Origin of the sequence: Sphingomonas sp. BT-65 (assembly GCF_026107375.2) — a bacterium.
Taxonomy (GTDB): domain Bacteria; phylum Pseudomonadota; class Alphaproteobacteria; order Sphingomonadales; family Sphingomonadaceae; genus Sphingomonas.
In genome coordinates this window covers 2,182,212-2,206,218 of record NZ_JAPCIA010000001.1, presented here as the reverse complement: position 1 = coordinate 2,206,218, position 24,007 = coordinate 2,182,212, and the positions used below count along the sequence as shown (strand labels likewise).

25 protein-coding genes and 1 pseudogene are annotated in these 24,007 nt (G+C 69.1%); 5 read left to right on the top strand and 21 right to left on the bottom strand.

From position 1 onward, the window contains the following. The first annotated feature begins 30 nt into the window (after nt 1-30). Entirely contained in the window at nt 31-549 is a 519-nt protein-coding gene (locus OK349_RS10495) for a ubiquinol-cytochrome C chaperone family protein (protein ID WP_265117756.1), read from the top strand. After that, a complete protein-coding gene (locus OK349_RS10490) occupies nt 546-1,058 on the top strand; it encodes a DUF177 domain-containing protein (RefSeq protein WP_265117755.1) in 513 nt (170 codons plus the stop codon). Before OK349_RS10495 ends, OK349_RS10490 begins: the two co-directional genes overlap by 4 nt. Here the strand turns inward: OK349_RS10490 and OK349_RS10485 are convergent. The 16 genes and pseudogenes from OK349_RS10485 to OK349_RS10410 form a co-directional block, all read right to left on the bottom strand. Then, nucleotides 1,042-1,704, bottom strand: a pseudogene (locus tag OK349_RS10485) (UdgX family uracil-DNA binding protein); the annotation flags it as partial. The gene OK349_RS10490 and the pseudogene OK349_RS10485 sit on opposite strands and share 17 nt — an antisense overlap. Before the next feature lie 8 nt (nt 1,705-1,712). Beyond that, a complete protein-coding gene (locus OK349_RS10480) occupies nt 1,713-2,735 on the bottom strand; it encodes an SO2930 family diheme c-type cytochrome (protein ID WP_265117754.1) in 1,023 nt (340 codons plus the stop codon). Continuing rightward, a complete protein-coding gene (locus tag OK349_RS10475) occupies nt 2,732-3,934 on the bottom strand; it encodes a parallel beta-helix domain-containing protein (RefSeq protein WP_265117753.1) in 1,203 nt (400 codons plus the stop codon). The genes OK349_RS10480 and OK349_RS10475 overlap by 4 nt, the downstream gene beginning before the upstream one ends. Before the next feature lie 70 nt (nt 3,935-4,004). Continuing rightward, entirely contained in the window at nt 4,005-4,487 is a 483-nt protein-coding gene (locus tag OK349_RS10470; RefSeq protein ID WP_265117752.1) for a hemerythrin domain-containing protein, read from the bottom strand. 63 nt (nt 4,488-4,550) lie between these two features. After that, nucleotides 4,551-5,981 (bottom strand): hypothetical protein, encoded by a 1,431-nt coding sequence (locus OK349_RS10465; RefSeq protein WP_265117751.1) that lies wholly within the window; start codon nt 5,979-5,981, stop codon nt 4,551-4,553. Between the two features lie 221 nt (nt 5,982-6,202). Continuing rightward, nucleotides 6,203-6,604 (bottom strand): hypothetical protein, encoded by a 402-nt coding sequence (locus tag OK349_RS10460; RefSeq protein WP_265117750.1) that lies wholly within the window; start codon nt 6,602-6,604, stop codon nt 6,203-6,205. A gap of 36 nt (nt 6,605-6,640) precedes the next feature. After that, nucleotides 6,641-7,174, bottom strand: coding sequence for a demethoxyubiquinone hydroxylase family protein (locus OK349_RS10455; protein ID WP_265117749.1), 534 nt, complete (start codon nt 7,172-7,174; stop codon nt 6,641-6,643). Further along, entirely contained in the window at nt 7,174-7,650 is a 477-nt protein-coding gene (locus OK349_RS10450) for a disulfide bond formation protein B (RefSeq protein WP_265117748.1), read from the bottom strand. The genes OK349_RS10455 and OK349_RS10450 overlap by 1 nt, the downstream gene beginning before the upstream one ends. A 6-nt stretch (nt 7,651-7,656) precedes the next feature. After that, a complete protein-coding gene (locus OK349_RS10445; RefSeq protein ID WP_265117747.1) occupies nt 7,657-9,000 on the bottom strand; it encodes a S41 family peptidase in 1,344 nt (447 codons plus the stop codon). A gap of 107 nt (nt 9,001-9,107) precedes the next feature. Beyond that, nucleotides 9,108-10,301, bottom strand: coding sequence for a murein hydrolase activator EnvC family protein (locus OK349_RS10440; protein WP_265117746.1), 1,194 nt, complete (start codon nt 10,299-10,301; stop codon nt 9,108-9,110). A gap of 4 nt (nt 10,302-10,305) precedes the next feature. Next, nucleotides 10,306-10,728 (bottom strand): 23S rRNA (pseudouridine(1915)-N(3))-methyltransferase RlmH, encoded by a 423-nt coding sequence (locus OK349_RS10435; RefSeq protein WP_265117745.1) that lies wholly within the window; start codon nt 10,726-10,728, stop codon nt 10,306-10,308. A gap of 12 nt (nt 10,729-10,740) precedes the next feature. Beyond that, nucleotides 10,741-11,139 (bottom strand): ribosome silencing factor, encoded by a 399-nt coding sequence (gene rsfS / locus OK349_RS10430; protein WP_372340549.1) that lies wholly within the window; start codon nt 11,137-11,139, stop codon nt 10,741-10,743. A gap of 8 nt (nt 11,140-11,147) precedes the next feature. Then, nucleotides 11,148-11,771, bottom strand: coding sequence for a nicotinate-nucleotide adenylyltransferase (locus OK349_RS10425; protein WP_265117744.1), 624 nt, complete (start codon nt 11,769-11,771; stop codon nt 11,148-11,150). Further along, nucleotides 11,768-12,064, bottom strand: coding sequence for a type II toxin-antitoxin system RelE/ParE family toxin (locus OK349_RS10420; protein ID WP_265117743.1), 297 nt, complete (start codon nt 12,062-12,064; stop codon nt 11,768-11,770). The genes OK349_RS10425 and OK349_RS10420 overlap by 4 nt, the downstream gene beginning before the upstream one ends. Next, nucleotides 12,052-12,315: a CopG family ribbon-helix-helix protein gene (locus tag OK349_RS10415; RefSeq protein WP_265117742.1), complete on the bottom strand. Its 264-nt coding sequence runs from the start codon at nt 12,313-12,315 to the stop codon at nt 12,052-12,054. The genes OK349_RS10420 and OK349_RS10415 overlap by 13 nt, the downstream gene beginning before the upstream one ends. Before the next feature lie 31 nt (nt 12,316-12,346). After that, entirely contained in the window at nt 12,347-13,615 is a 1,269-nt protein-coding gene (locus OK349_RS10410) for a glutamate-5-semialdehyde dehydrogenase (RefSeq protein WP_265117741.1), read from the bottom strand. Nucleotides 13,616-13,689: 74 nt separating this feature from the next. On the opposite strand from OK349_RS10410, the gene OK349_RS10405 reads away from it, so the two are divergent. Next, entirely contained in the window at nt 13,690-14,751 is a 1,062-nt protein-coding gene (locus OK349_RS10405) for a DUF3667 domain-containing protein (protein WP_265117740.1), read from the top strand. Nucleotide 14,752: 1 nt separating this feature from the next. Here the strand turns inward: OK349_RS10405 and OK349_RS10400 are convergent, their stop codons facing one another. Together OK349_RS10400 and OK349_RS10395 are read right to left on the bottom strand one after the other, a co-directional pair. Next, entirely contained in the window at nt 14,753-15,658 is a 906-nt protein-coding gene (locus OK349_RS10400) for a DUF2268 domain-containing protein (RefSeq protein ID WP_265117739.1), read from the bottom strand. 5 nt (nt 15,659-15,663) lie between these two features. Then, entirely contained in the window at nt 15,664-16,035 is a 372-nt protein-coding gene (locus OK349_RS10395; protein ID WP_265117738.1) for a hypothetical protein, read from the bottom strand. Nucleotides 16,036-16,146: 111 nt separating this feature from the next. Here OK349_RS10395 and OK349_RS10390 point away from each other — a divergent pair, with 111 nt between their 5' ends. Both OK349_RS10390 and OK349_RS10385 read left to right on the top strand, forming a co-directional pair. Then, on the top strand, nt 16,147-17,847 hold the full coding sequence (locus tag OK349_RS10390; protein ID WP_265117737.1) for an Hsp70 family protein: 1,701 nt from the start codon (nt 16,147-16,149) through the stop codon (nt 17,845-17,847). Then, nucleotides 17,844-20,096, top strand: a complete 2,253-nt coding sequence (locus OK349_RS10385) for a hypothetical protein (protein WP_265117736.1) — start codon at nt 17,844-17,846, stop codon at nt 20,094-20,096. The genes OK349_RS10390 and OK349_RS10385 overlap by 4 nt, the downstream gene beginning before the upstream one ends. Nucleotides 20,097-20,102: 6 nt before the next feature. Here OK349_RS10385 and ftsH read toward each other — a convergent pair whose 3' ends face one another. From ftsH to OK349_RS10370, 3 genes are all read right to left on the bottom strand, one after another. Continuing rightward, nucleotides 20,103-22,061, bottom strand: a complete 1,959-nt coding sequence (gene ftsH, locus OK349_RS10380) for an ATP-dependent zinc metalloprotease FtsH (protein WP_265117735.1) — start codon at nt 22,059-22,061, stop codon at nt 20,103-20,105. Between the two features lie 68 nt (nt 22,062-22,129). Next, a complete protein-coding gene (gene tilS / locus OK349_RS10375) occupies nt 22,130-23,167 on the bottom strand; it encodes a tRNA lysidine(34) synthetase TilS (protein ID WP_265117734.1) in 1,038 nt (345 codons plus the stop codon). After that, a complete protein-coding gene (locus OK349_RS10370; protein ID WP_265117733.1) occupies nt 23,130-24,002 on the bottom strand; it encodes a tetratricopeptide repeat protein in 873 nt (290 codons plus the stop codon). The genes tilS and OK349_RS10370 overlap by 38 nt, the downstream gene beginning before the upstream one ends. Between the last annotated feature and the right edge of the window lie 5 nt (nt 24,003-24,007).

Here is a 24,007-nt window from a genome sequence, read left to right as displayed (position 1 = left end):
GCGCAAACAAGCGTGGCGAGGAGTTAGAACATGGGATTGTGGCAACGGCTGGCCGGACGCAAGGCGGAAAATCCCGCGGCGGCGCTGTATCAGGCCATCGTCGCGCGCGGTCGCGAGGCGCATTGGTACGAGGCGGGCGGGGTGCCGGACACGGTGAACGGCCGTTTCGACGCGATCGCGAGCGTGCTGGCGATCGTGCTGCTGCGGCTGGAAGCCGAGCCGACCGCCGCCGAAGCGACGGCGCGGCTGATCGAGTGCTTCGTCGACGACATGGACGGCCAGCTGCGCCAGATCGGCATCGGCGACGTCGTGGTCGGCAAGCGCATGGGCAAGATGATGGGGCTGCTCGGCGGCCGCCTCGGCGCCTATCGCGAGGCGCTGATCGAGGGGAAGGGCAGCTTCGAGGACGCGCTGCTGCGCAACCTCTACCGCGCCGAGCATCCCGGCGAGGCGGCGCTGGCGCATGGCGCGGGCGAGCTGCGCAGGCTGCATGCCGCGCTCGCCGGAGTCGAGTTCGACGCGCTGATGGCGGGACGGCTGCCGGCATGACTCCCGAATTCGCCCGTCCCCACCGGCTCGACACGATCGGCGCGGGCGAGAGCCGCGTCGCGATCGCGGCAGACGCGGAGGAGCGCAAGGCGCTCGCGCGGCGCTTCGGGCTGATTGCGGTCGACCGGCTCGCGGCGGATTATGCGGTGCGGCGCGACGCCGCCGGGATTTTCGCACGCGGGCATCTCTCGGGCGCGGTGGTGCAGGCGTGCGGCGTCACCGGCGATCCGGTCCCGGCGAAGATCGAGGAGGATTTCGCGATCCGCTTCCTCCCCGAGGGCAGCGGGAGCGGCGACGAGATCGAGCTGAGCGCGGATGATTGCGACACCGTCTTCTACACCGGCGGCGCGATCGACCTGGGCGAGGCAGCGGCGGAAACGCTGGCGCTGGCGCTCGATCCCTTCCCGCGCAGCCCCGGCGCGGAGGCCGTGCTGCGCGAAGCCGGCGTGCTGAGCGAGAACGAGGCCGGGCCGTTCGCGGCGTTGGCGGCGCTCAAGAAGAAGCTGTGATTCGCGCCGCTGCCGCGCTGAGATCGGCGACGAAGCGGTCATATTCCTCGGCCTTGCGCTCGGCTTCGGGGATGCGCAGCAGATAGCTCGGGTGGACGGTGACCCAGCCTTCGCCGCCCTCGGCGAGCGGATGCGGGGTGCCGCGTGAGCGGCTGATCGTCATCACCTTGCCGAGCAACGCGCGCGCCGCGGTCGCGCCGAGCGCGACGATCACCTTGGGGCGAACCAGCAGCAACTCCTGCTCGATCCACCAGCGGCACGCGCTGATCTCGCCGGCATCGGGCTTGGCGTGGATGCGGCGTTTGCCGCGCGGCTCGAACTTGAAATGCTTGACCGCGTTGGTGAGGTAGGCCTTGTCGCGGTCGATCCCGGCATCGGCGAGCGCGCGGTCGAGCATTTGCCCCGCCGGACCGACGAACGGGCGGCCCTGCAAGTCCTCCTGGTCGCCGGGCTGCTCACCGACCAGCATCAGCGGGGCGTCGACCGGGCCTTCGCCGAACACGGTCTGGGTCGCGTGCTTGTAGAGACGGCAGCGGGTGCAGGCGGCCGCTTCGTCGCGCAGGGCCTCCCATGCGAGTTCGCTGTTGGCACCTGGCGCCGCGCCTGCCCTCTTCGCCATCACCGTCTCCCGTGCGCGACGATGCGCACGGTTGTTCAACGCGCGGGCATCGAATCGATCCATTGCGAGAGCAGGGCGATGCCTTCGTCATGCGCGGTGGCGCGGCCAAGCTCGGGCATGGCGATGCCGGGATCGGTGCTGCGCAGGCGGTAGATCAGAATCGACGCCTCGGCGTCGCCCGGCGCAATCGCGAACTCGCGTCCGCCGCTGCCGCGTCCCGCCGCGACCGGGCGCTTGCCGATGCCGATCGTCACCGCCTCCTTGCGGTCGAGCTCAAGGAACAGGCCGGAGTTGGACGCCGCGCCCGCCGGGTTGTGGCAATGCGCGCAGTTGATCTCGAGATAGGCGCGAGCGCGGGCTTCGAGCGGGGCCTTGGTGTCGTCCCAGCGCGCGACGCGCGGGGCATCCGCGGGCGCGCGATCGAGCAGGCCGGCGGCGGCGAGCTTCTGCAGCTGGCCACCATGGTTGAGGTAGCGTGCCTTGGCGCCGATCGGGGTGATCTGGCCGGACAGCGCATGGCAGTCCTTGCACTGGTTCTGGTTGGGCACGGCGTAGCTGATCTGGCGCGGCTTGCCCGAGGGATCGGTGAAGGCGACCGCGAGGCGGGTTCCCGCGCGTTTGAGCACCGCGTCGGTGCCTTCGGCGTTCCAGACATAGGGGATCGCGACCCAGCCCGCGGCGCGGCGCAGCAGCAATCGGGTTTCGAGGGGCTTGAACGAAGCGCCCTCGCCATAGCCGAAGGTCTTGATGAGCGCGGTGCCGACGGGGAAGTCGAACGCCTTGGCGGGGTCGTATTTCGCCGTCGCGCCCGCGGGGACGTAGATGAAGCGCTGCTTCACGGTGTAGTCGGAGAAGAGCGCGGTTTCGAGGTCGTAGCCGGTGACGCGCGGCGCGGGGGTGCGCTTGGTCAGATCGGCGAAGAAGCCATAGTCGGAGAGCTTCGCCGGATAGCCCTCCGCGGTGATCGCTGTGTCGTTGACCTGTGGCGAGGGGCGCGCCGCGGCGGCGGCGAAGCCGAGCACCGCGAGCCCTAGCAGCACCGGCCCCAGCCGCTTCACTTGGCGGCGGCCTCCATCTCCGCCGGCAGCACCACCGCGGCGGGCTGGGGCAGGTCGGGGGCGTTCAGCTCGACCTTGGACGGCTTGGCGCTCTCGACCGGCGCACCGAGCGCGAGGCCGAGGCCGAGCACCGGCACCGCGTCGGCGACGCGCAGGCCGAGCTCGTCCGCCTTGCCGGTGCCGTCCCACCAGACCGGCGGGGCCGCGCCGCCGAACGCCGCGGTGAGGAATCCGCCGCTCGGGACATCCGGCGCAAAGCCGGCGCGGCCATGGCGGTTGCCCGACACGATGATGCGGCGCGGATAGGGGTTGTACTTCGCGTCCTCGAACTTGGGGCGGTAGGAAATGATCATGACGTTCGCCGTGGCGTTCTCCGACAGGTCGTTGTCGAACACGTGGACGCCGTCATTGGCCATCACCAGCACGCCGGTGCCCTTGGGTACGGTCGCGACGATATTGCCCTTGGGCGCGAAGTTCGGGGTGTCGTTGGCGAACACCTTGTTGCCGAACACGCGCACCCGGCCGCCGTTCATGCGCGGCAGGTTGGGCAGGTCGAACACCAGGATGCCGCCGGTATTGCCCGTGGCGGTGTTGCCATGGACGTCGGCCATGTTGCTGTTCTCGATCTCGATCCCCGCGACGTTCTGCGAGACGGTTGAGTTGCGCACCACGATCCGCTCGGACTGGCCGACATAGATGCCGGCGTCCGACGCGCCCTTCACCGTGACGCCATCGACCAGGATGGTGTGGCTGGAAACGGGATAGACGCCATAAGCGCCGTTGGTCGCCTTGGGCCCGCCGGTCCATTCGACTCGGATGTCCTTATAGACGATGCGATTCGCCTCCTTCGACTTGATCCCGTCGCCCTTGCTGTCCTCGACCGCGAAGCCGCGCAGCACGACGTCGTCGGAGGTGACGAGCAGCCCCTCGCCCGCGCCGAGCTGGCCCTTGAAGCTCAGCACGGTCTTGTCCGGCCCGGCGCCGCGCACCGTCACCTTGTCGACATCGAGGCTGAGACCGTCGGTCAGCTCGAAGCGGCCGGGGCCGATCTGGACGGTGTCGCCCGGCTTGGCGTCGAGCAGCGCCTCCTGCAGCCGCTCCTGCGCGTTGGGGCCGGCGGGGACGTCGATCGTCTTGGCGAGCGCGGTGGGCGACGCAAAGGCAAGCAGCACGGTGGCCGCGGCAGCGGTGCGGATCATGGGCCTCTCCTGTTTTCCGCCCAGCTTACCCGGTCCGCAGCGCCCGTCCAGCCATTAACATGCCTGTCAGTTACGCACGCGCGTCGCCCGGCAGCTCATCCTCGGCGCGTTCGAGCTCCTTGGGCTTGCGCTTCTCGAACACCGCGGCGAGCCGCGCCTTGGTTTCCTCGTCGAGGTCCTTGGCCGCCGCCGGGAACATCTCTTCCTCCTCCTCGTCGATATGGTGGAGGTAGCGGTCACGCATCGTCTTGAAGCGGGTGAGCCAGCCGGTCGAGCTCATGTCCATCTCGACCAGCTCGCCGAGCATGTCGTCGACCTCCTTGTGCTCGGACACCGAATGGCGAGCATCGTCGCGCAGCTCGGGGTTGGCGAGCATCGTCGCGTAGAGCGATTCCTCCTCGGCCGCGGCGTGCGCCTGCAGCTCAAGGCGCAGTTCCTCGAACAGGGTGCGGCGTTCCGCACTGTCGCCGCTGGTTTCGCCGATCGCGTCGAGCAGCTTGCGCTGGCGATCGTGGTCGCGCTTGAGGTCTGCGAAGATACGGTCGTCGGCCATCGGAAATTCTCCTTTGGCGTTTCAACTGGTCAGGAGAGGCGAGGTTTCAGCCGCGAATCATTCTCACGCTGTTTCAGCGACTTGCCCCTCCCGCCGCCATGCCCGCGCCAGCAGCGCCGCCAGCAGTCCAGCGAGCAACAGGTAAAGGCCGAGCCCGGCCCAGGACGACCAGCCCCAGAACTCGTTGGGAATCGTCCGGATATCGCCGGCGAGGAATTTGGGGATGATGTGCTGCGTCACCGGTGCGGGGTAGAAATGCGGCGCCTGCACCTCGGCTGCGGCGATGGCGAGGTTGATCGCGACGCTCGCGATGAGGAAGCCGCCGCCCAGCCATTCCTCGAAGCGGTTGGCGCCGCTCCAGAAGGCGGCGAGACCGATGGCGAGATAGGCGACCGCGGGGAGCGCGTGGCGCGGCCCGGTCGAGTTGCCGCCGTCCCAATAGACATAGGCGGCGTGATAGAGGAACGCGACCACCGCACCCGCCGCCGCTACCGCGCCGATGTCGCGCGTCCGGGGGGTGCGCAGCAACGTCCAGATACCGAAGGGGGCGAGCACCAGCACCGGTGCCACCCATACCATGCCCCGCCTTTTGCCGCCGAGGATCTGCCACAGCACGTCGAGCTTGGGATAGGTCAGACCGAACAATCCCTGCCGCATCCCCTCGAAACCGACCACGCCCGAATAGCCGGTCTGGAAGGGATGGCCGAACACGGCGAGGTTGTAGGCGAGCAGCGGGATCGCCGCGACGATACCGCCGGCGAGCGCGAGGCCGATCGTGCGCCACAGCCGCTGTGCTTCCCAGCCGCGGATGCGCCACAGCGCCCAGAGCGCGACCGGCGCGCCGGTGAGGATCGCGGTGTGCTCGATCACCACCGCCCAGCCGAGCGCGAGCCCGGCGATCAGCGCATGCCGTCCCGGCGATCCCCCACTGGTCCCGCGCCACACCGACCACAGCGCGATGGCGATCAGCGCGGTGGTCGGCGCATGGCCGAAATAGGTGGTGCTCCAGCCCCACATCGTCGTGCCAAAGGCGAACCCCACCGCGCCGAACAGCCCGGCAGCGCGGCTGCCGGTGAGGCCGGTGCCGAGGTCGAGCAGCGCGATCGCCGCCAGCGCGGTCAGGATCGCGCTGGTGAAGGCGACCGCGACACGCAGGCGCAGCCGCAGGAAATCCTCCGCGGCCGGATCGAACAGCCGGTGCGGGATGTCGAACGAAGTGCTATTGGTGACGTGGTTGGTCAGCGCCACCCAGGGCAGCGCCATCAGCGTCATGCCCGGCGCCTTGTCCATGTAGAAATGGCCGTCGAACAGCGCCTTGTCTATCGTCATGTCGGCGAAATCGTCGATCCGCGCATCGCCCTTCTCGACGATCGCGGTGGCGGCGAGCAGCCGCGTCGCGCTGTTGGGATTGAACGCCCAGGAGCCGAACCAGGTGCAGGACAGCCAGACCAGCGCGAACAGCAGCGCCGGGACCTGCCAGCGCTTCCTGGCCATCAATGACGATGTTGATGATTGCATGAAGGCTCGGGAAGCGGGTTGTCGTGGCTGGTCTGATCGCCCTCACCCTTCCGGCGCTTCGCGCCTCCCTCCTTCTCCCAATTGGAGAGGGAAGGGGTGTTCGAGCTTTGGCCTGCCCCCGGCAGGCCAAGATCGCGCTGGGAGCGCGATCGCTCGAACACGCCGCCAGGCGGTGGGAAGGGTGAGGGTGATCTATCTTAGTCCGGCAGGACCTTCTCGGCCTTGCGGCGCGCATCGGCCTCGGCCTTGCCGGCCTGGATCTCGCGGGTCGAACAGCCGATCCCGCCGCCCGGGCCGACCGTGGTGCAGCTGCCGATGCCGGTGTCGCCCACCGACATCGCACCCTGCTGGCGCACCGCCCAGCTCTCGTTCTGCGGGGTGACCTCCTGGTCGCGCAGCTCCTGCGGGATGCGGAAACGCTCCTCGGCGGGGCGGCGGACGCAGACCACGACTTCATCGCCATCGGCGTTGGTCGGGCATTTGTCGTCGCCATAGATGACGAGCACGCCGTTCTGCGCCGCATTCTGCGCGAGCGCGGGAAGCGGCGCCGCGAGCGGCGCGGCGGCGAGGGTCAGGCCCAGCAGGATCGTCTTCGTCATCGTCAACTCCAAGTCCCCTAACGCCCCATATCGCGTCTATATCCGTTTCGAGGCTGCAATGGCAGCCTTGCACGCCAGCCGGATCGCGCCCGAGAGCAGCGGATAGGCCGGCGCCGTCTCCGCGCCTGCCGCCAGCGCCGAATCGCGATGCTCCAGCTCCTCGGCGCGGAATTCGGCGACCGCCGCGGAGAGCGTGGGATCATCCTCGCCCAGCGCGTCGAGCTGTTCCTGGTAATGGAGGTCGATCTCGGTCTCGACCGCCACCGTGCAGGCCATCGCCGCCGCCGGCCCGAGCGCCGCCGTGGCCGCGCCCAGCGCGAAGCCCGCCGCGTTCCACACCGGCTGCAGCGCGGTCGGCCGCACGCCGCGCTCGGCGATCAACGCATCGAAGAAGGCGCGGTGCCGTTCCTCCTGGTTCGCCATGCCCGAAATCGCGCGCGCCATGTCGTGCCGGTCCCCCATCACGGCGAGCTGCCCGGCATAGATGCGGGTCGCGCCATATTCGCCCGCCTGATCGACGCGGATCATCGACCCGATGTCGGGGCGGGGATCGCCGGGCTTCCACCGCATCACGCGAACGCCCTGCGCTTCTGTTTCCTGAGCATCAGCATCGCGATCACCAACGCACCACCGAGCGAAAGGATCGCGTTCCAGCCGGCGAGCGAGATGCCGAGGAAATGCCACGGCGCGACGTCGCAGCGCACCAAAGGCGCGTTCATGATCGCGTCGAGGGCATTGCCGCTGCCGAAATTGGTGGCGCAGCGGGTGAGCCCTTCCCACCAGCCATATTCGACCCCGGCATGGAATGCGCCGATCGCCCCGCTGATCGCGATGGCGAGCGTGGCGAGCCACACCAGCACGTCGCGTCCCGGCTTTGCCGCGAAGGACAGCGCGGCGAGGATGATCGCGGCATAATGCGGGTAGCGCTGCCACATGCACATTTCGCACGGGAACAGCCCGCCGACATATTGGCTGTAGAGCGCCCCCGCCATCAGGCCGAGCGGGAGCAGCAGGGCGAGCGCCTGCGCGGTGCGGCGGGGAGCCATCGCCGGTTAGCGCTTCGTGCCGCTCTTGGGCGCGCCGCCCGCCGCCATCCGCGCGGGGGCGGAGGTGCGTGCGATGGTCTGCAGCGCATAATGGAGCTGGAAGTCCTCCACGCCCTTCTTCTTGAGATCCTCGACGCTTGCGGCGAAGCGCGGATCGGTCTTGGTGTCCTCCTCGAGGATCGAGTTGTCGACCTTGGTCTCGTTGATCAGGTGGCGGCGCAGGTCCGCCTCGCGGAACACCGGCCGAGTCTTGTAGTCGGCGTCGGAAAGCTGCGGCACCAGCAGGTCGGGCTCGATCCCGCCCTCCTGCACCGAACGGCCCGAGGGGGTGTAGTAGCGCGCCGTGGTGAGGCGCAGCGCGGTGCGCGGGCCGAGCTGGAGCAAGGTCTGCACCGATCCCTTGCCGAAGGTCTTCTCGCCCAGCACCAGCGCGCGGTGATGGTCCTGCAGCGCGCCGGCGACGATTTCCGAGGCCGAAGCGGTGCCGGCGTCAACCAGCACGACCAGCGGCAGGCCGCGCGCGAGATCGTCGGTCTTGGCGTACCAGCGCTCGATATCGGCCTTCTCGCGACCGCGCTGCGAGACGATCTCGCCATGCGCCAGGAACGCGTCGGTCACCTCGATCGCCTGGGTCAGCAGGCCGCCGCCATTGGCGCGCAGGTCGATGACATAGCCCTTGGGCTTGCCGCCCAGCTGCTTCTCGATCGCCGCGATGCCCGCGCGCATGTCCGACGCGGTCGTGGCGCTGAAGGTGTTGATGTTGAGGATGCCGATGCCGTCCTTGACCTCCCACTTCACCGCCTTCTGGACGATGGTGTCGCGGGTCAGCGTGACGTCGAACGGCTTGTCGCGGCCGGGACGGATGATGCGCAGCGTGATCTTGGTGCCCGGCTCGCCGCGCATCTGGCTGATCGCCTCGTCGAGCGTGCCGCCATAGATCAGCTTGCCGTCGAGATGCGTGATGAAGTCGCCCGACTTGAGGCCGGCGCGCCAGGCCGGCGTGTCCTCAGTCGGGGTGACGATCTTGACCGCGCCGTCCTCCATCGTGACCGACAGGCCGAGCCCGCCGTAATTGCCCTCGGTGGCGAGGCGCATATTGTCGAACGCGACCGCGTCGACATAGGAGCTGTGCGGATCGAGGCTGGCGAGCATGCCGTCGATCGCGCCCTTGATCAGCGTCTTGTCGTCGACCTTCTCGACATAATCGGCCTTCACCCGGGCATAGACGTCCATGAAGGCATCGAGCTCGCGGTAGCTGGAGGTATCGACGCTGGCCATCGCGCCGGTGGTGAGCGGGACGAGCGCCAGCGCGCCGACCGCGGCGGTGACCTGGAGGATGGGACGGATCATACGCTTACTTCCTGAGCAGTGCTTGATAGCAAGATAGACCGGAAAGCCGTGGCGGCAAAGCGGCAAGGGTGGGGCGGGAAAAATCCTCCCCCGACGGGGGGGACTTCTCAATCCAGCAACTGCGCGAGGTCCACGCTGTGGCCCTGGCGGCGCAGCTCGACGGTGATGCGCGGCGCCTCGCCCTGCGGGGCGCGGCCGAGCGGGGTGCCCTGCACCGGCGCGTCGCCGACTCGCACCAGCACCCGGTCGAGTCCCGCGACGAGCGAGGTCCAGCCGGCGCCATGGTCGAGGATCACGATATTGCCATAGCCGCGGAAGCGCCCGGCATAGATCACCCGCCCCGCGGCGGGCGCGACGACCTGGGCCCCGGCCCAGCTCGACAGCGTGAGGCCGCGCGAGTGCACGCCGGCCTCGGACACCTCGCCGAGGCCAGTGACGATGCTGCCCGCGACCGGGAGCCGGTAGGGCGGCGGTCCCTGTCGCGCGGCGCGGGCCGGGGCGGGTCTATCCTCCTCACCAGCGGCGCCGGGGCGCGGCAGCGGGCCGGGCAGCGCCTCCAGCGCCTCGCGCGTCTCGGCGGCGGCGCCGAGCGAGTCCATCAGCTCGACCAGGTCGCGCGCCTGTTCGCCGAGCGCGAGCGCGCGATCCGATTCGAACATCGCGTCACGGCGGTAGCCCGCGGCACGCAGCCGGTGCCCGGCCTCCATCCGCACCAGCGCGAGCCGCTGGGTCTCGAGGCGCTCGCGCCCTTCGTCCAGGCTGCGTGCGGCGATCTGCGCGCCTTCGCGCAGGCGGCGGGTGCGCGCGATCTCGGCGCGGACGCCCGCGCTGCGTTCGCGCACCACCGGGGCGACGCTGCCCAGCACCGCGCGGACATGGACGATGTCGGCGGTCGAGCCCGGCTGAAGCAGCCCGAGCATCGCCGGGCGCCGCGCGAGCGACTGGAGCGCCGCGATCAGCCGCGCGATCGGGCCCTGCTGCGTCTCCAGCCGCGCGCGCTGCGCGGCGAGCAGCCGGTCGACGATCGCGACGCGGGCACGGGCGGCAGCGATCTGCGCTTGCGCGGCATCGATGCTCGCGGCGACCGCGGCTTCGCGGGCCTTGGCACGCCGCGCCTCGTCGCGCTCGCCCGCCGCCGCCCGTTGCAGCCGCCCGGCGCGCGCCGCGGCGTCCCTGGCGGCCTGGTTTGCGGCCTTGAGCTGGCCCTGCTGCGCGGCGAGGTCGGGCGCCTGGGCGGGCAGCGCGGTGAAGCCCGCGAGTCCGAGCAGGAGGACGGCAATGGCGGTCAGGACCCAGCGCATCCCGTCAGCCTTCGCGGTGATAGGGGTGGTTGGCAAGGATGCTGGTGGCGCGCCACAATTGCTCGGCGAGCATCGCGCGCGCCATCAGATGTGGCCAGGTCGCGCGGCCGAAGGCGATCAGCAGGTCGGCCTCGGCCCGCTCGGCATCGCCGAACCCGTCCGCCGCGCCGATCAGGAAGCGCGTCTCGCGCACCCCGTCGTCACGCCACGCCTGGAGCCGCTCGGCGAGCACGCGCGAGGGCAGGTTCTCGCCCTTCTCGTCGAGCATCACGCGGCGCGTGCCGGGCTGGAGATCGGGCAGCTTGCCCCCGGTGTCGGGAAGCTCGGTAATCCTGTGCGGCCAGGTGACGCGCTTGAGATAGCGCTCGACCAGCTCCGCTTCAGGTCCGCGCCCAATGCGCCCGCGCGCCACGATATGCAGCAGCACGGGCGGTAAAGCTCAGGCGTTGCCGACCGGCGCCGTGTCCCCGAACGCCCACATCCGCTCGAGATTGTAGAAGGTGCGGACTTCCGGCCGGAACAAGTGGACGATCACGTCGCCGGCGTCGATCAGCACCCAGTCGGCGGTGGGCAGCCCTTCGACGCGCGGATTGCGGCCGAACTCCGCCTTGATCTTCTCGGCCAGCTTGTTCGCCATCGACGCGACCTGACGGGTCGAGCGGCCCGAGGCCACGACCATATAGTCGGCGATGCTGCTCTTGCCGGCGAGCGGGATCGAGACCGTCTCGACCGCCTGATCGTCGTCGAGCGAGGTCAGGACGAGCTGGTGGAGCGCCTCAGCCTCGTCCAGGTTACCCTGTGGCTGGGGCGTACGCGAAACATGGGGCGATGCGTTCAAGGGGACTCCTAGCGTCTGGTGACGCGCGTGCGGTGATGTGGGGACGGCGCATAACGCCGGTGCCAGGCGGGGTCGGCGGCGCGCAGGCGGGTCGCCGAAGTCGGGTCGGGGCGGAAGCGCAACAGCACCAGGGCCGGCAAACTCCACTTCGTCCAGTTCTTCGCCTGGCCTGCGGGCCGCACAAAGCGCCGCAGCCAGCCCATGGCAGGACTTGCATGGGCGTCACGATCATAACCCGGGCGCGCGATCACCGCAATCGGAACCTGTCGCGCAATATGGCGCCAGCCCTTCCACTGGTCGAATTGCGCGAGGTTGTCGGCGCCCATCAGCCAGATGAAGCGGTGCTTGGGATAGAGGCGGGGGAGCTTGGTCAGCGTGTCGACGGTGTAGCGCGTCTTGAGCCGTTTCTCGACCGCGGTGGGACGGATTGGCGCGTGCCTGGCCATGGCGCGGGCCGAGGCGATGCGCGCGGCGAACGGCGCCATCCCTTCGCGCTCCTTCAAGGGATTGCCCGGCGACACCATCCACCACACCTCGTCCAGCCCCAGCGCGCGCAGTGCGTGGAGCGAGATCGCGCGATGCCCGCGATGCGCCGGGTTGAACGACCCGCCGAGAAGGCCGATGCGTTTCAAAGATCCCCTTCGATGTCGTAAGTCCAATTCTCGCGCCGGTGCCGCACCCGAGCGATCTCCACGCCTTCGCCCTTGAGGCGGTAAACGATGAGATATTGGGTCGAGCGGACCCCAAGGACGCGAAATGGCGGGTCAACGGCTCGGCCGATGCGCGGATATTCCGTCAGTCGATTGGCGGCGACACGGATTGCACGAAGCGTGTTCAGTGCCGCTCGCTGATCATGTTCGCTGAGATATTCGTCGATCGTCATCAGATCGCGGCGCGCGGATGGCGCCCAGATCAATCCCGGCATCGAGCCTCATGCTTGGCGATCATCGCATCGAGCTCCGCCATTACCACTTCGTGCGGAATTCCCTCGCCGCGATCCAGTTCGTCGATACCTTCTTGGATGTAGGCGAGAAACTCTGCTTCGCGCTTGGCAGCTTGAGCAAGGACACGACTAACGAACCAAGATCGGCTTTGACCGTGACGCGCAGCGGCTTGATCAATCAGATCGGCGGTCTCCCCGTCGAGACGGGTGGTGATGACGGCTGATTTGCTCATGTATCGAATGTATACAAATGATGCTGGAACTTCAAGGACGCGTCTGTCCGCTCCCGCGCACCACCCATTTATAGGTCGTCAGCCCCTCCAGCGCGACCGGACCGCGGGCATGGAGGCGGCCGGTGGCGATGCCGATCTCGGCGCCGAGCCCGAACTCGCCGCCATCGGCGAACTGGGTCGAGGCGTTCCACATCACGATGGCGCTGTCGACGCCGTTGAGGAAGCGCTCGGCCGCGTCCGCGTCCTCGGTGACGATCGCGTCGGTGTGGTGCGATCCGTGCGCCGCGATATGCGCCATCGCGCCGTCGACGCCGTCGACTCGCTTCACCGACAGGATCGAATCGAGATACTCGGTGTCCCAGTCCCCGGCATTGGCCGCCACGACGCGTGGCTCGAGCGCGCGGATGTCGGCGTCGCCGCGCAGCTCGCAGCCGGTGTCGGCGAGCGCCGACAGGATCGGGGCTGGATCGGCGAAGGCGTCGTCGATCAGCAGCGTCTCGGTCGCGCCGCAGATGCCGGTGCGGCGCATCTTGGCGTTCACGGCCAGGTCGCGCGCCATCGCCGGGTCGGCGGCGCCGTCGATATAGGTGTGGTTGATCCCGTCGAGATGCGCGAGCACGGGGACGCGCGCCTCCTCCTGCACGCGCGCGACCAGGCTCTTGCCGCCGCGCGGCACGACCAGGTCGATCGCGCCCTCGGCCCGCAGCATTGCGCCGACCGCGGCGCGATCGGTGGTGGGGACGAGCTGCGCGGCATCGGCGGGGAGCCCGGCGCGCTCGAGCCCCGCGGCGAAGGCGGCGTGGATCGCGCGGTTGCTGTGCGCTGCCTCGGAACCGCCGCGCAGGATCGCGGCATTGCCGCTCATCACGCACAGCGCCGCCGCGTCGGCGGTGACGTTGGGGCGGCTTTCGTAAATGATCCCGATCACCCCGATCGGCACGCGCACGCGGCTGAGCTGGAGCCCGTTGGGCCGCTCGCTGCGGCTGATCACCTCGCCCACCGGATCAGCAAGCGCCGCGACTGCCTCGACGCCCGCCGCCGCGCCCTCCAGCCGGCCCGGATCGAGCCGCAGCCGGTCGAGCAGCGCGGCGCTGAGGCCGTTCGCCGCGCCCGCCGCGACATCCTGCGCATTCGCCGCCAGGATCGCATCGGCCTGCGCGCGCATCTCCGCTGCGGCGGCGCGCAGCCCCTCGGCCTTGCGCGCGGTCGGCAGCGCGGCCAGCGTCACCGCTGCGGCGCGGGCGCGGGCGCCCATGTCCGCGATCAGGGCTTCAGGCGAGGTCTCCGTCATCATGTCCATGGCCCTTGGGCTATCATGGGTGGCGGCGAAAGTCCCTATCGCCTCTGCTTTGCGGGTTTGTTAGGTGGGCTTTCATGGGGGAATTCGACGCAGCCGGAGAAGTCGTCAGCGGAGCGCTGTGGAGCCGCGCGGTCGAGAAGCGGCATGGCGAGGCGCACGGTGACGGCGAGCATGGCGGCATCTGCCTCAATTGCGGCACGCGCCTCATCGGCCCGCACTGCCACCACTGCGGCCAGGCGGGGCATGTCCACCGCACGATCGGCGCGATCGGGCACGAGATCCTGCACGGCGTCGTCCATTTCGAGGGCAAGCTGTGGAACACGCTGCCGCTGCTGTTCTTCCGTCCCGGCGAGCTGACGCGGCGCTACATCCATGGCGAGCGCGCGCGCTTCGTCTCGCCGATGGCGATGTTCCTGTTCTCGGTCTTCACGATGTTCGCGGTGCTCCAGATCATGGGCATCTCGCCGCCGGCCGAGGTCGGCACCGCCGCGCAGTTCGAGCAGGGCCTGACCTTCGCGCGGCAGAATACCGAGAGCGCGCTCGCCGACGCGCGGGAAGCGCGTGCCAAGGCCACGCCCGGTAGCGAGCGCGCGCAGAAGCTCGACAAGCGCATTGCCGGCCTCTCGCATGATCTCGAGGAATTCAAGAAGATCCCGGTCTCGCTCAGCCGGGCGAGCGGCAAGGGCCTCAATTTCAAGACCGGCTGGAAGCGGATCGACAAGGGGATCGAGAAGGTCAACCAGAACCCCGGCCTCGCGCTCTACAAGCTGCAGACCAACAGCTACAAGTTCAGCTGGGTACTGATCCCGCTGTCGATCCCGTTCGTGTGGCTGCTGTTCTTCTGGAAGCGGCGCTTCAAGGGCTACGACCACGCAGTGTTCGTGACCTATTCGCTCTCGTTCATGTCGCTGCTGTCGATCCTGCTGACGATCGCGGGCGGGCTGGGGCTGGCCGGAAGCGTGATCGCGCTGGCGGCGTTGTTCGTCCCGCCGCTGCACATCTATTTCCAGATGAAGGGCGCCTATCGCCTGCGCGGCTGGAGCGCCTTGCTGCGCACCTTCGTGCTGCTCAACATGATCACCTTCATCGTGGTGATCTTCGCGCTGCTGCTGCTCGGCCTCGGGCTGCTCGGCTAGCTCAGTCGAGCGTGATGCCCGGGCGCCAGCCGCTCGCGGCGAGGAATGCCTTGGGATCGCGCAGCGCGATGATCTCGCGCACCGCGGCGCGCTTGTCCTTGGCGCGGACATAATAGGCCTTGGCGATGCGATAGCCGACCCAATAGCCAAGATCCCCGGGCCATTCGGGTGTGCCGAGGCCGTTGTACAGCCAGCGCGATCCCTCGGCGGGCTTGTCGAGGTCGTCGAGGAAGCTGGCCTCGAACGCCGCTTCGCGCCCGCGGGTGATGCGGTGCAGATGCTGCGAGCCGACCGCGCCCGACATCAGCTCGCCGATGAATTCCGCGCCGCCCTCGACCAGCGCGGCCTGAAGCACGGTCATTCCCGTATCGGTATCCGATCCGGCGGCCGCCTGCTGAACATGGACATATTCATGGGCGATGACGTGGACGAAGCGATCCTCGGGATCGGCCACGGCGAAATCCGCCGCGCACAGCGCCTCGAGCCCGATCATCACCCCGTCCGCATTGGCGACGCCGGCCGGCTTGCCGCGGCCGACCGCGACCGTCACCGGCGGCAGCCGCGCCTCGGGATAGAGATCGCGGAGCTTACCGAGGTCTGCCGCAAGCCGGGTCCGGATCACGGGCAGGTGGCTGGCGCAGCCGCGCGCCTTCACATAGAGATCGGGCTGCGCGGCGAGCCGCTGGGCGATGCTCTCCGCGGTGATCCGGCGCATCCGCATGAACGCGGCAAAGCCGTCGCTGGCATGGTCGAGATAGTCGCGCTGGATCTGCGCGACGCTCGGCTTGCCGGCGGTCGCGTCATAGAGTGCGTAGAACCGGTCGACGTCGGCGGTGCGGATCTCCGGCCCGTCCCCGGCGGCAGGGGACAGTCCGGCAAGCATGAGGGCAAGAGTGGCGCGGATCATCGGGTTCAGCCTTTGCAGGGGAAGCGCTTCTTCATCATCGCGTAGAAGGCGGTCTTGACGCTCATCCCGCGCTGAGCCGTAGGGATCGCGTTGAATTCGGCCATCACCTCGTTCGCGCCGAGCTTCGCCTTGCCCTTGGGCGGCGGGCAGCTGTGCGGGGTGCGCCCGGCCTGGCGCGCGGCGGTGAGGTCGGCGCGATAGGCGTCGGCCACGCTCTGCACCTCGGCGCGCAGCAGCTTGATGTCGGGCGATCCGATCGCGAGGAAACCCTTGGCCTTGAGCGCATTGGCCTTGGCCAGGAACTGCGCGACGGTCATCGCCTGCGCGCTGGCGGGCAAGGCGATCAGCATCATCGCGGCAATCATCCGGCGCTTCATCGGCACGTCCTCCCGCGCCACTCGCTAGAATGCGATTATGGCCGGTTGTTGACGGCTTCACAGCGCCGCGCCTCTCGCTAAAGTCGCGCGGTTTCAACTGGGGGCCCAAGCATGATCATCGGTATCGACCTCGGCACCACGAACAGTGCCGCGGCGGTCTGGCGCGACGGGGAGGCGGTGCTCGTGCCCAACCGGCTCGGGCACGTCCTCACCCCCAGCGCAGTGAGTATCGGCGACGATGGCGAGGTGATCACCGGCCTCGCCGCGCGTGAGCGCATGGCGAGCCACCCCGAGGTCACCGCCACCGCGTTCAAGCGCTATATGGGCACGCGCCGCACCGCTCGGCTCGGCAAGCGCGAGTTCACGCCCGAGGAGCTCTCGGCGCTGGTGCTGCGCAGCCTCAAGGCCGATGCCGAGGCGTTTCTGGGCGAAGAGGTGATCGAGGCGGTGATCACCGTCCCCGCTTATTTCAACGACAAGCAGCGCAAGGCGACGCACCGCGCGGGCGAGCTTGCGGGCCTCAAGGTCGAGCGGCTGGTCAACGAGCCCACCGCCGCCGCGCTCGCTTATGGCATCCACCAGCTTGAGGACGAATCGCGCTTCCTGGTGTTCGATCTCGGCGGCGGCACGTTCGACGTGTCGATCGTCGAGATTTTCGAGGGGATCATCGAGGTGCGCGCTTCGACCGGCGACAATCACCTTGGCGGCGAGGACTTCAACGAGTTGCTCGTCGGGTTGATGCGCGAAGCCCATACCGAGGCATTCGGTGAAGCGGGACGCGGCGATGATCCGCTTCACCAGAAACTGCGCGAGACCGCCGAGCGCGCGCGCCGGGCGCTGAGCAGCGGGGCTGAGGCGGAGATGCGCCTCGTCTGGAACGACGCCGAATATCGCCACACCGTCACCACCCAGGCGTTCGAGGAGGCGGCCAAGCCGCTGATCGACCGGCTGCGCGAGCCGGTGCTGCGCTCGATGCGCGATTCAGGGATCAAGAGCGCCGAGCTTTCCGAGATCATCCTGATCGGCGGCGCGACGCGCATGCCGCTGGTGCGCAGCGCGGTCACGCGCATGTTCGGCCGCTTCCCCAACGCCACGGTCAACCCGGACGAGGCGGTGGCGCTGGGCGCGGCGGTGCAGGCCGGGCTCAAGTCGCGCGACGTGGCGCTCAAGGAAGTCGTCGTGACCGACGTCTGCCCCTACTCGCTCGGCGTCGAGCATTCGCGGCGGCTGCCCGGCGGCGGGATCGAGGACGGGCTGTTCGCCCCGATCATCGAGCGCGGCACGGTGATCCCGGCGAGCCGCATCCACAGCTTCGGCACGATGCACGACAACCAGACCAAGGTCGATTTCGGCATCTTCCAGGGCGAGGCGCGGCTGGTGCGCGACAATGTCGAGATCGGCCGCACCTCGGTCCGCGTGCCGCGCGGGCCGGCGGGGCAGCAGGTCGATGTCCGCTTCTCCTACGACGTCAGCGGGCTGCTCGAGGTTGACATCATCGTCGCGCAGACCGGCGAGACGGTGAATCTCACGATCAACGACGGCATGGCCGGGGACGAGAAAGCGCTGGACAAGGCGCGCAAATCGCTCGCCGCGCTGAAGGTGCATCCGCGCGACGAGGCGGAGAACAAGGCGGCGATCGCGCGCGGCGAGAAATGCTTCGAGAATTTCCTCGGCGAGCAGCGCTATTGGGTGGGTGAAGTGCTGGGCCGCTTCAGCGCCGCGCTCGAGACCCAGGACCCGCGCACGATCGAGGCCGCGCGCAAGGAGCTGCACCAGGCGCTCGACACGCTCGAGGGTGAAACCTTCCTGTGAAGAGCTGGTGGCAGGTGCTCGGCGTGCCGCGCAAGAGCGACCGCGCGACGATTCGCCGCGCCTATGCCAAGAAGCTGCGCGTCACCAATCCCGAGGACGATCCGCAGGGCTTCATGGCGCTGCGCGAAGCCTATGAGGCGGCGCTGCGCTGGGTCGAATATGATGTCGACTGGGAGGAATCGGATGAAGAGGCCGTTGCACAGGAGCCGGCATTCGCTGTCGAGCTGGCCGAACCGCTGCAATCGCCTGATCCGGTGCCGGCCTTCGATCCCGCGCCGCCCGAGCCCGATCCGCTCGCCGAGGCTCGCGCCGCCGATCACGAGGAACTGCGCCGCCGCACCGCCGCACTCGACGCCGGGTTGCGCGGTCCGTGGCACGGCGACGCCGCCGCGCTGACCGCGCAGCTCGACGCGATTCTCGCCGCGCCCGCGCTGATCGAGATCGCGGTGCGCGATTCGATCGAGAACTGGCTCGCCGACCTGCTCGCCGACACCAGCCCGCGCAGCGATCCCGTGCTGCGCCATGCGATCGATGCGTTTGGCTGGGAGGATGAGGGCAATCATCCGCCGTCGGTATGGCGCATCCTCGCGCGGATCGACGAATGGCGCGTGATTCAGGCGCTGCGGCGCGGCGATCATGCGCTGTCGGCGGGGTGGAATGCGCTCACGCGCGCCAAGGCGCCCGGCTGGCAGCGGCGGGTCAGCTCGCTGCGTCCGGGCATCGCCGCGCAGGTGCGGCAATTGTTCGATCTCGCCGACTATCAGACGCCGGGGATCGCCCACAGTTTCGATCCCGATGCGGCGGCGTGGTGGCGCGCGCATCTCGACGCGCCGCGCTTCGGCTTCGTTGACCTCGCCACGCTGCTGCTCGCCGCTGCGCTGGCGGGCGTCGTCGCGCTCGTCGCCGAGACGCCGGCGGCGCGGATCGGGGGTGCTGCCGCGGCGCTCCTCTCCGGCATCGCCTTTCCGTTCGTCCGGCTGCGGATCGTCGTGCCGTGGCGTGAGCGGCGCGAGATGGCGGACGAGGCGCCCGGCTGGCTCGCGGATGCCTGGCCGGTGCCCTGGCTGGTCGCCGCATTGCTGCTCGTGGTGCTCCCGGCTGGCGCATGGACCGCGGGGATCGTTTCCGCCCTCTGCACGGTCGCGACCGGCTGGATGGCGGTGACCGTGGGACGCGAGCCCGCGATCGGCAGTCCGCTCTACAAGATCTTCTCGTTCGCCGTGCTTGCGCTGATCGGCGGCGCGGCGTTCTTCGCGCTCTCGGGGCCGGAGAAGCTCGCGCTGAGCGTGTTCGCGGCTGCGTCGGCGTTGATCGCCTTTTCGGGCAGCGCCGGGCTCGCGGCGGCGCTGTGGCGGGTCGTGCGGTGGCCGACGCTGGCCGCGCTGGCGATTACGGTGACGCTGATCCTGTCGGCCATCATCCGCTTCCAGCTGCCCGGCGCGCCCGAGCCGCTGGTGCCGTGGGGCGCGACGGCGATCGCCGGGATGGTGCTGCTCGGCGCGGTGCGCGAGATCGCCGACAGCAGCCCGGTGGTGCCGGTGCTGCCCTGGGCGCGCTGGGGGTTGTGGATCATGCTGGTGTTCGCCGCGATCCTCTCGACCCCGCCGGTCGAGCGCTCGGGCGTCGTCCCCGCGGATCCGATGAAGCAGCTCGAACAGCGCGAGCCGGGCTTCGCCGCATTGAAGATGGGCAATCCCGGGCTCCATTCGGCGGTCGCGCTGCTCCGCCAGCAGCAGGCCGACCGGACCAAGACTGGCGCCGAGGCTAGCCGCGAGATCGACCGGCTGGTCAACGCCGCCTATCGGGAGCGCTTGCCACGCGCGCCGGCCGCCTTGCTTGCAGCGGAAATGGACATCCGCCTTGCCACGCTGCGCGAATATCGCGGTCTCGATGTCCGCGCCTGCGCCTCGGGTGCGGGCGAAGGCAAGTCGCCGCAAATCAGCGAGACGCTGCGCGAGCGGCACTATCGTCACGCACTCAAGGTCGCGGGGAGCTATCCGGCGAGCGCCAGCGATCTGGCGCGGGGGCGCGAGATCCCGGCGAACGAGCTGCTCCGCGTCGCCGCCAATGACGACGCCGCGAAGGCCGAGCGTCTCGGCGCGGCGATGGAGGGCAGCGACGTGAAGGCCAAGTGCGATGCGCGCATCGCCTTCCTCGAGGCGTTGGTCGCGCAGGACGACATCGACATCGCCAAAACGATGCGGCCCGCGCTCACCGCGCGGGCCGAACCGGATTCAGCGAAGAAGTAAGGAGCCCTATGCCCCCTGTGGGGCCGGGCTGCCGAACGGACCCTTGGGCCGCCGCGTCTTGGGAATTGAGGTTCCCGCCGCCGCGACCGGACCCTTGAGCGAGCCCGGCTCGGGGCGCCCGATATCGCCGTCGGCGAGCAGCTTCTTGATCTCCTCGCCCGACAGCGTCTCATATTCGAGCAGCGCGCCGGCCAGCGTGTGAAGCTGTTCGAGATGCTCGGTCAGCACCTCGCGCGCACGCTTGAGCCCGCCCTCGACGGTCGACCGGATCTCATGGTCGATCAGCTGCTGGGTCTCGTTCGACATGTGCCGCGGCTGCGACGCCGAATAGCCGAGGAACGATTCGCCCTCGGGCTGGGCGTATTCGACCGGGCCGACCTTGTCCGACATGCCCCATTTGGTGATCATGTCGCGGGCAAGGCCCGTGGCGTACTGGATGTCGCCCGACGCGCCCGACGAGACCTTGTCGTAGCCGAAGATGATCTCCTCGGCGACGCGGCCGCCCATCGCCACGGCGAGGTTCGCGTACATCTTGTCGCGGTGATAGCTGTAGCTGTCCCGCTCGGGCAGGCGCATGACCATGCCCAGCGCACGGCCGCGCGGGATGATCGTCGCCTTGTGGATCGGGTCCGATGCCGGCTCGTGCAGGCTGACGATGGCGTGGCCGGCCTCGTGATAGGCGGTCATCCGCTTCTCGTCGTCGGTCATCACCATCGAACGCCGCTCGGCGCCCATCATCACCTTGTCCTTGGCTTCCTCGAACTCCTGCATCGCAACCAGCCGCTTGCCCTTGCGCGCGGCCATCAGCGCCGCCTCGTTGACGAGGTTGGCGAGATCGGCGCCCGAGAAGCCCGGCGTGCCGCGCGCGATGGTGCGCGCGTCGACGTCGGGCGCCAGCGGCACCTTCTTCATATGGACCTGCAGGATCTTGACGCGGCCCTCGATGTCGGGGCGCGGCACCACCACCTGGCGGTCGAAGCGGCCCGGGCGCAGCAGCGCCGGATCAAGCACGTCGGGACGGTTGGTCGCGGCGATGATGATGATGCCTTCGTTCGCCTCGAAGCCGTCCATCTCGACCAGCAGCTGGTTCAGCGTCTGCTCGCGCTCGTCATTGCCGTTGCCGAGGCCCGCACCGCGATGGCGGCCGACCGCGTCGATCTCGTCGATGAAGACGATGCATGGCGCCGACTTCTTGGCCTGCTCGAACATGTCGCGCACGCGGCTCGCACCGACGCCGACGAACATCTCGACGAAGTCCGATCCCGAAATGGTGAAGAACGGTACGCCCGCCTCGCCCGCGATGGCGCGGGCGAGCAGCGTCTTGCCGGTGCCGGGCGAGCCGACCAGCAGCGCGCCCTTGGGGATCTTGCCGCCGAGGCGCGCGAACTTGGTCGGATCCTTCAGGAACTCGACGATCTCCTGCAATTCCTCGCGTGCCTCGTCGATGCCGGCGACGTCGTCGAAGGTGACCTTGCCCTCCTTCTGCGTCAGCAGCTTTGCGCGCGACTTGCCGAAGCCCATCGCGCCGGAGCCCGAGCCCTTCTGCATCTGGCGCAGCACAAAGAAGGCGATGCCAAGAAACAGCAGGAACGGCAGCGACTGATAGAGCAGGTACAGCCACACCGAGGGCTGCTCCTCGGGCCGCGCGCTGATCGTCACGCCCTTGGCGCGCAGCGTCGGGATCAGCTGCGGGTCGGGCACCGCGTTGGTGCGGAACTTGCTGTCGTTGGTCAGCGTGCCGGTGATCACGCTGCCGGCGACGTTGACGTCCTTGACGGTGCCCTGCTCGACCTTGTCGAGAAACTCCGAATAAGCGAGCGTGCTGCCCGCAGACTGGCTCGAGCGCGTATCGAACATCGTCACGAACAGCGCGAGCGCGGCCAGGATGCCCACCCAGATCAGCAGGCTCTTCATCCAGGGATTGCCGTTATTCTCGGGGCCCTGCTGCTTGTCGTTGTCGTTCATCGAATTTCCGTGTGATGATTCTACCTAAGATAGGCGTTGGCAGGTTAATGGCAATGGAACAGCGTCGGTCAGTGTGATCGCCGCGGCGGGGCCGGGGCGAAATGCCAGCGTCCGTCGCGCTCGGGCGTCACCATTACGCCGGCCTGGGTAGCGGGCCGGCCGGCCTCCAACGCGTCGAGCAGCGGCTCGACATTCGCCGCGTCGGAAAAGGGCGGTAGGAGGATGCCGTGCACCGCGCGCGTCTCCGCTACCGCGCGGCGCACCAGCCGGCGCTGCAGCTCGCGCGGCAGATCGGCGGCGCGGAGCAGGCACTTGCGTCCGTACCAGCGATCCGCCTCGAACATCCTCGTCAGCGCTTCGAGCGCCTCCTCCGTCTCCGCGATATGCGCGGCGGACTCGGCCAATGCGGCGGGATCGAGCAAGGTCTGATGCGTCAGGAACATGCGAACTTGCGTTCGGTCATGGCGCGGGTCCTCATTCGAAGGGTCGTCCACCCAGGGCACGCCCGCCGCCTCGGCGATCATCCGCAACCGTCCGCGGCGCCAGCCGAGTAACGGCCGGAGCAGCAGGCAATTCTGCTCGAAGCGCCACGGCCGGATGCCGCTCAACCCGGCCACCCCGGACGCGCGGTTGAGGCGCATGAGCAGCGTTTCCGCCTGGTCGTCGGCGTGATGTGCGGTCAGCAGAGGATAGGCGCCGCACCGCTCGGCCCATGACAAAAGTGCGTCGTAACGCGCCTCGCGGGCCTGTTTCTGCATGCTGCTTCCCGCGATCGGTGCAGCCGGGGAGAGGGTCTCGTGCGGCACGCCGAGCCCGGCGCAGACCGCCGCGACCATCGCCGCTTCGCCGGCGGCTTCGGGACGCAGGCCGTGATCGACTGTCGCCGCGAGGACTTGTCCGGGAAAGGCGGCGGCGGCGAGCAGCAGCATCGCCATGCTGTCGGGTCCGCCGGACACGGCGAGCGCGACCGAAGTGCCGTCAGGCAGAGCGCCGCCGACCGCCCGCACGCACAGCGTGTCGAAATCCCGCCGGAACCGCTCGACCCATTCGGTGTCGGGCGGCTTCAGCTCACTTGCACTTGCTGGCGGAGCGGCCGGTGGCGACATCCATCTTCATCGCTTCGGACAGGCGGTCGCCATAGACTTGCGTGAGCTCGTCATAGACCTTGCACACCTCGCTTGCGGGCTTCTTCATCTTCACCAGCGCCTGGGCGAGGTAATAGAGCGAATCCGGCGCCCGCTCGCCGTTCGGCATCTTCTGGTAGCTCTCGAAGAAGGCGGTCGCGGCGAGCGCCGGCTTGCCCTGGTCGAGCAAAGTACGGCCGAGCAGGTTCTGCGAATAGCTGGCGCGGCGGTGCTTGGGATATTTCTGGACGACCGCGCGCAGCTCCGGAATCGCCTTGTCATACTGTTTCGCCTGCCACAGGCGATAGCCATAGATATAGCCGTCCTCGGCCGGATCCTCGCTCTTGGGCCGGTCGACGTTCACCGTCGGCGTGGCGGGGCCGCCGACCGCGGGGCGCGCGGGTCCGGGCCGCACCGCTCCGGTCACCGGCTCCTCCGCCTCGGCCGGCGCCGCGCCCGCCTCGAGCACCTTCAGGCGCGCGTCGGTCGCACGCCTGTAGGCGTTGAACGCCTCCTCGAGCTGGCGCAGGCGGTACTGGCCCTGTTCGATCTGCCCGGTCATTTGCGACAGTTGCGATTCCACCGCGCTGACGCGGGCGTTGAGATCGGCGACCGCGCTGGTCGCGGGCTGCCCGGGAGGGGCCTGGAGCTGCTGCGGGGCGATGATCTGCGGCTCGATCGTCTGGCCAGCGCCGCCCGGAAAGACCTTGCGCTGCACCGCGCGCATCTCGCGCTCGAGCCGGTCGACCCGGCCCTCGATCCCGTCCCCGCGACTGGTCTGCGCCGCCGCGGGCATGACCGCCGCAAGCGCGGCCATTGCCG

Excerpts from the sequence above, each read along its gene's own strand:
- OK349_RS10455 (WP_265117749.1), bottom strand. The coding sequence starts at position 7,174 with ATGCGGTGGAAGCCCGGCGATCCCCGCCCCGACATCGGGTCGATGATC.
- OK349_RS10465 (WP_265117751.1), bottom strand. The coding sequence starts at position 5,981 with ATGGCCAGGAAGCGCTGGCAGGTCCCGGCGCTGCTGTTCGCGCTGGTC.
- OK349_RS10490 (WP_265117755.1), top strand. The coding sequence starts at position 546 with ATGACTCCCGAATTCGCCCGTCCCCACCGGCTCGACACGATCGGCGCG.
- OK349_RS10460 (WP_265117750.1), bottom strand. The coding sequence starts at position 6,604 with ATGACGAAGACGATCCTGCTGGGCCTGACCCTCGCCGCCGCGCCGCTC.
- OK349_RS10475 (WP_265117753.1), bottom strand. The coding sequence starts at position 3,934 with ATGATCCGCACCGCTGCCGCGGCCACCGTGCTGCTTGCCTTTGCGTCG.
- OK349_RS10390 (WP_265117737.1), top strand. The coding sequence starts at position 16,147 with ATGATCATCGGTATCGACCTCGGCACCACGAACAGTGCCGCGGCGGTC.
- OK349_RS10400 (WP_265117739.1), bottom strand. The coding sequence starts at position 15,658 with ATGATCCGCGCCACTCTTGCCCTCATGCTTGCCGGACTGTCCCCTGCC.
- OK349_RS10415 (WP_265117742.1), bottom strand. The coding sequence starts at position 12,315 with ATGAGCAAATCAGCCGTCATCACCACCCGTCTCGACGGGGAGACCGCC.
- OK349_RS10405 (WP_265117740.1), top strand. The coding sequence starts at position 13,690 with ATGGGGGAATTCGACGCAGCCGGAGAAGTCGTCAGCGGAGCGCTGTGG.
- OK349_RS10370 (WP_265117733.1), bottom strand. The coding sequence starts at position 24,002 with ATGGCCGCGCTTGCGGCGGTCATGCCCGCGGCGGCGCAGACCAGTCGC.
- OK349_RS10395 (WP_265117738.1), bottom strand. The coding sequence starts at position 16,035 with ATGAAGCGCCGGATGATTGCCGCGATGATGCTGATCGCCTTGCCCGCC.
- tilS (WP_265117734.1), bottom strand. The coding sequence starts at position 23,167 with ATGTCGCCACCGGCCGCTCCGCCAGCAAGTGCAAGTGAGCTGAAGCCG.
- OK349_RS10440 (WP_265117746.1), bottom strand. The coding sequence starts at position 10,301 with ATGCGCTGGGTCCTGACCGCCATTGCCGTCCTCCTGCTCGGACTCGCG.
- OK349_RS10410 (WP_265117741.1), bottom strand. The coding sequence starts at position 13,615 with ATGGACATGATGACGGAGACCTCGCCTGAAGCCCTGATCGCGGACATG.
- OK349_RS10495 (WP_265117756.1), top strand. The coding sequence starts at position 31 with ATGGGATTGTGGCAACGGCTGGCCGGACGCAAGGCGGAAAATCCCGCG.
- OK349_RS10445 (WP_265117747.1), bottom strand. The coding sequence starts at position 9,000 with ATGATCCGTCCCATCCTCCAGGTCACCGCCGCGGTCGGCGCGCTGGCG.
- OK349_RS10450 (WP_265117748.1), bottom strand. The coding sequence starts at position 7,650 with ATGGCTCCCCGCCGCACCGCGCAGGCGCTCGCCCTGCTGCTCCCGCTC.
- OK349_RS10420 (WP_265117743.1), bottom strand. The coding sequence starts at position 12,064 with ATGCCGGGATTGATCTGGGCGCCATCCGCGCGCCGCGATCTGATGACG.
- OK349_RS10470 (WP_265117752.1), bottom strand. The coding sequence starts at position 4,487 with ATGGCCGACGACCGTATCTTCGCAGACCTCAAGCGCGACCACGATCGC.
- ftsH (WP_265117735.1), bottom strand. The coding sequence starts at position 22,061 with ATGAACGACAACGACAAGCAGCAGGGCCCCGAGAATAACGGCAATCCC.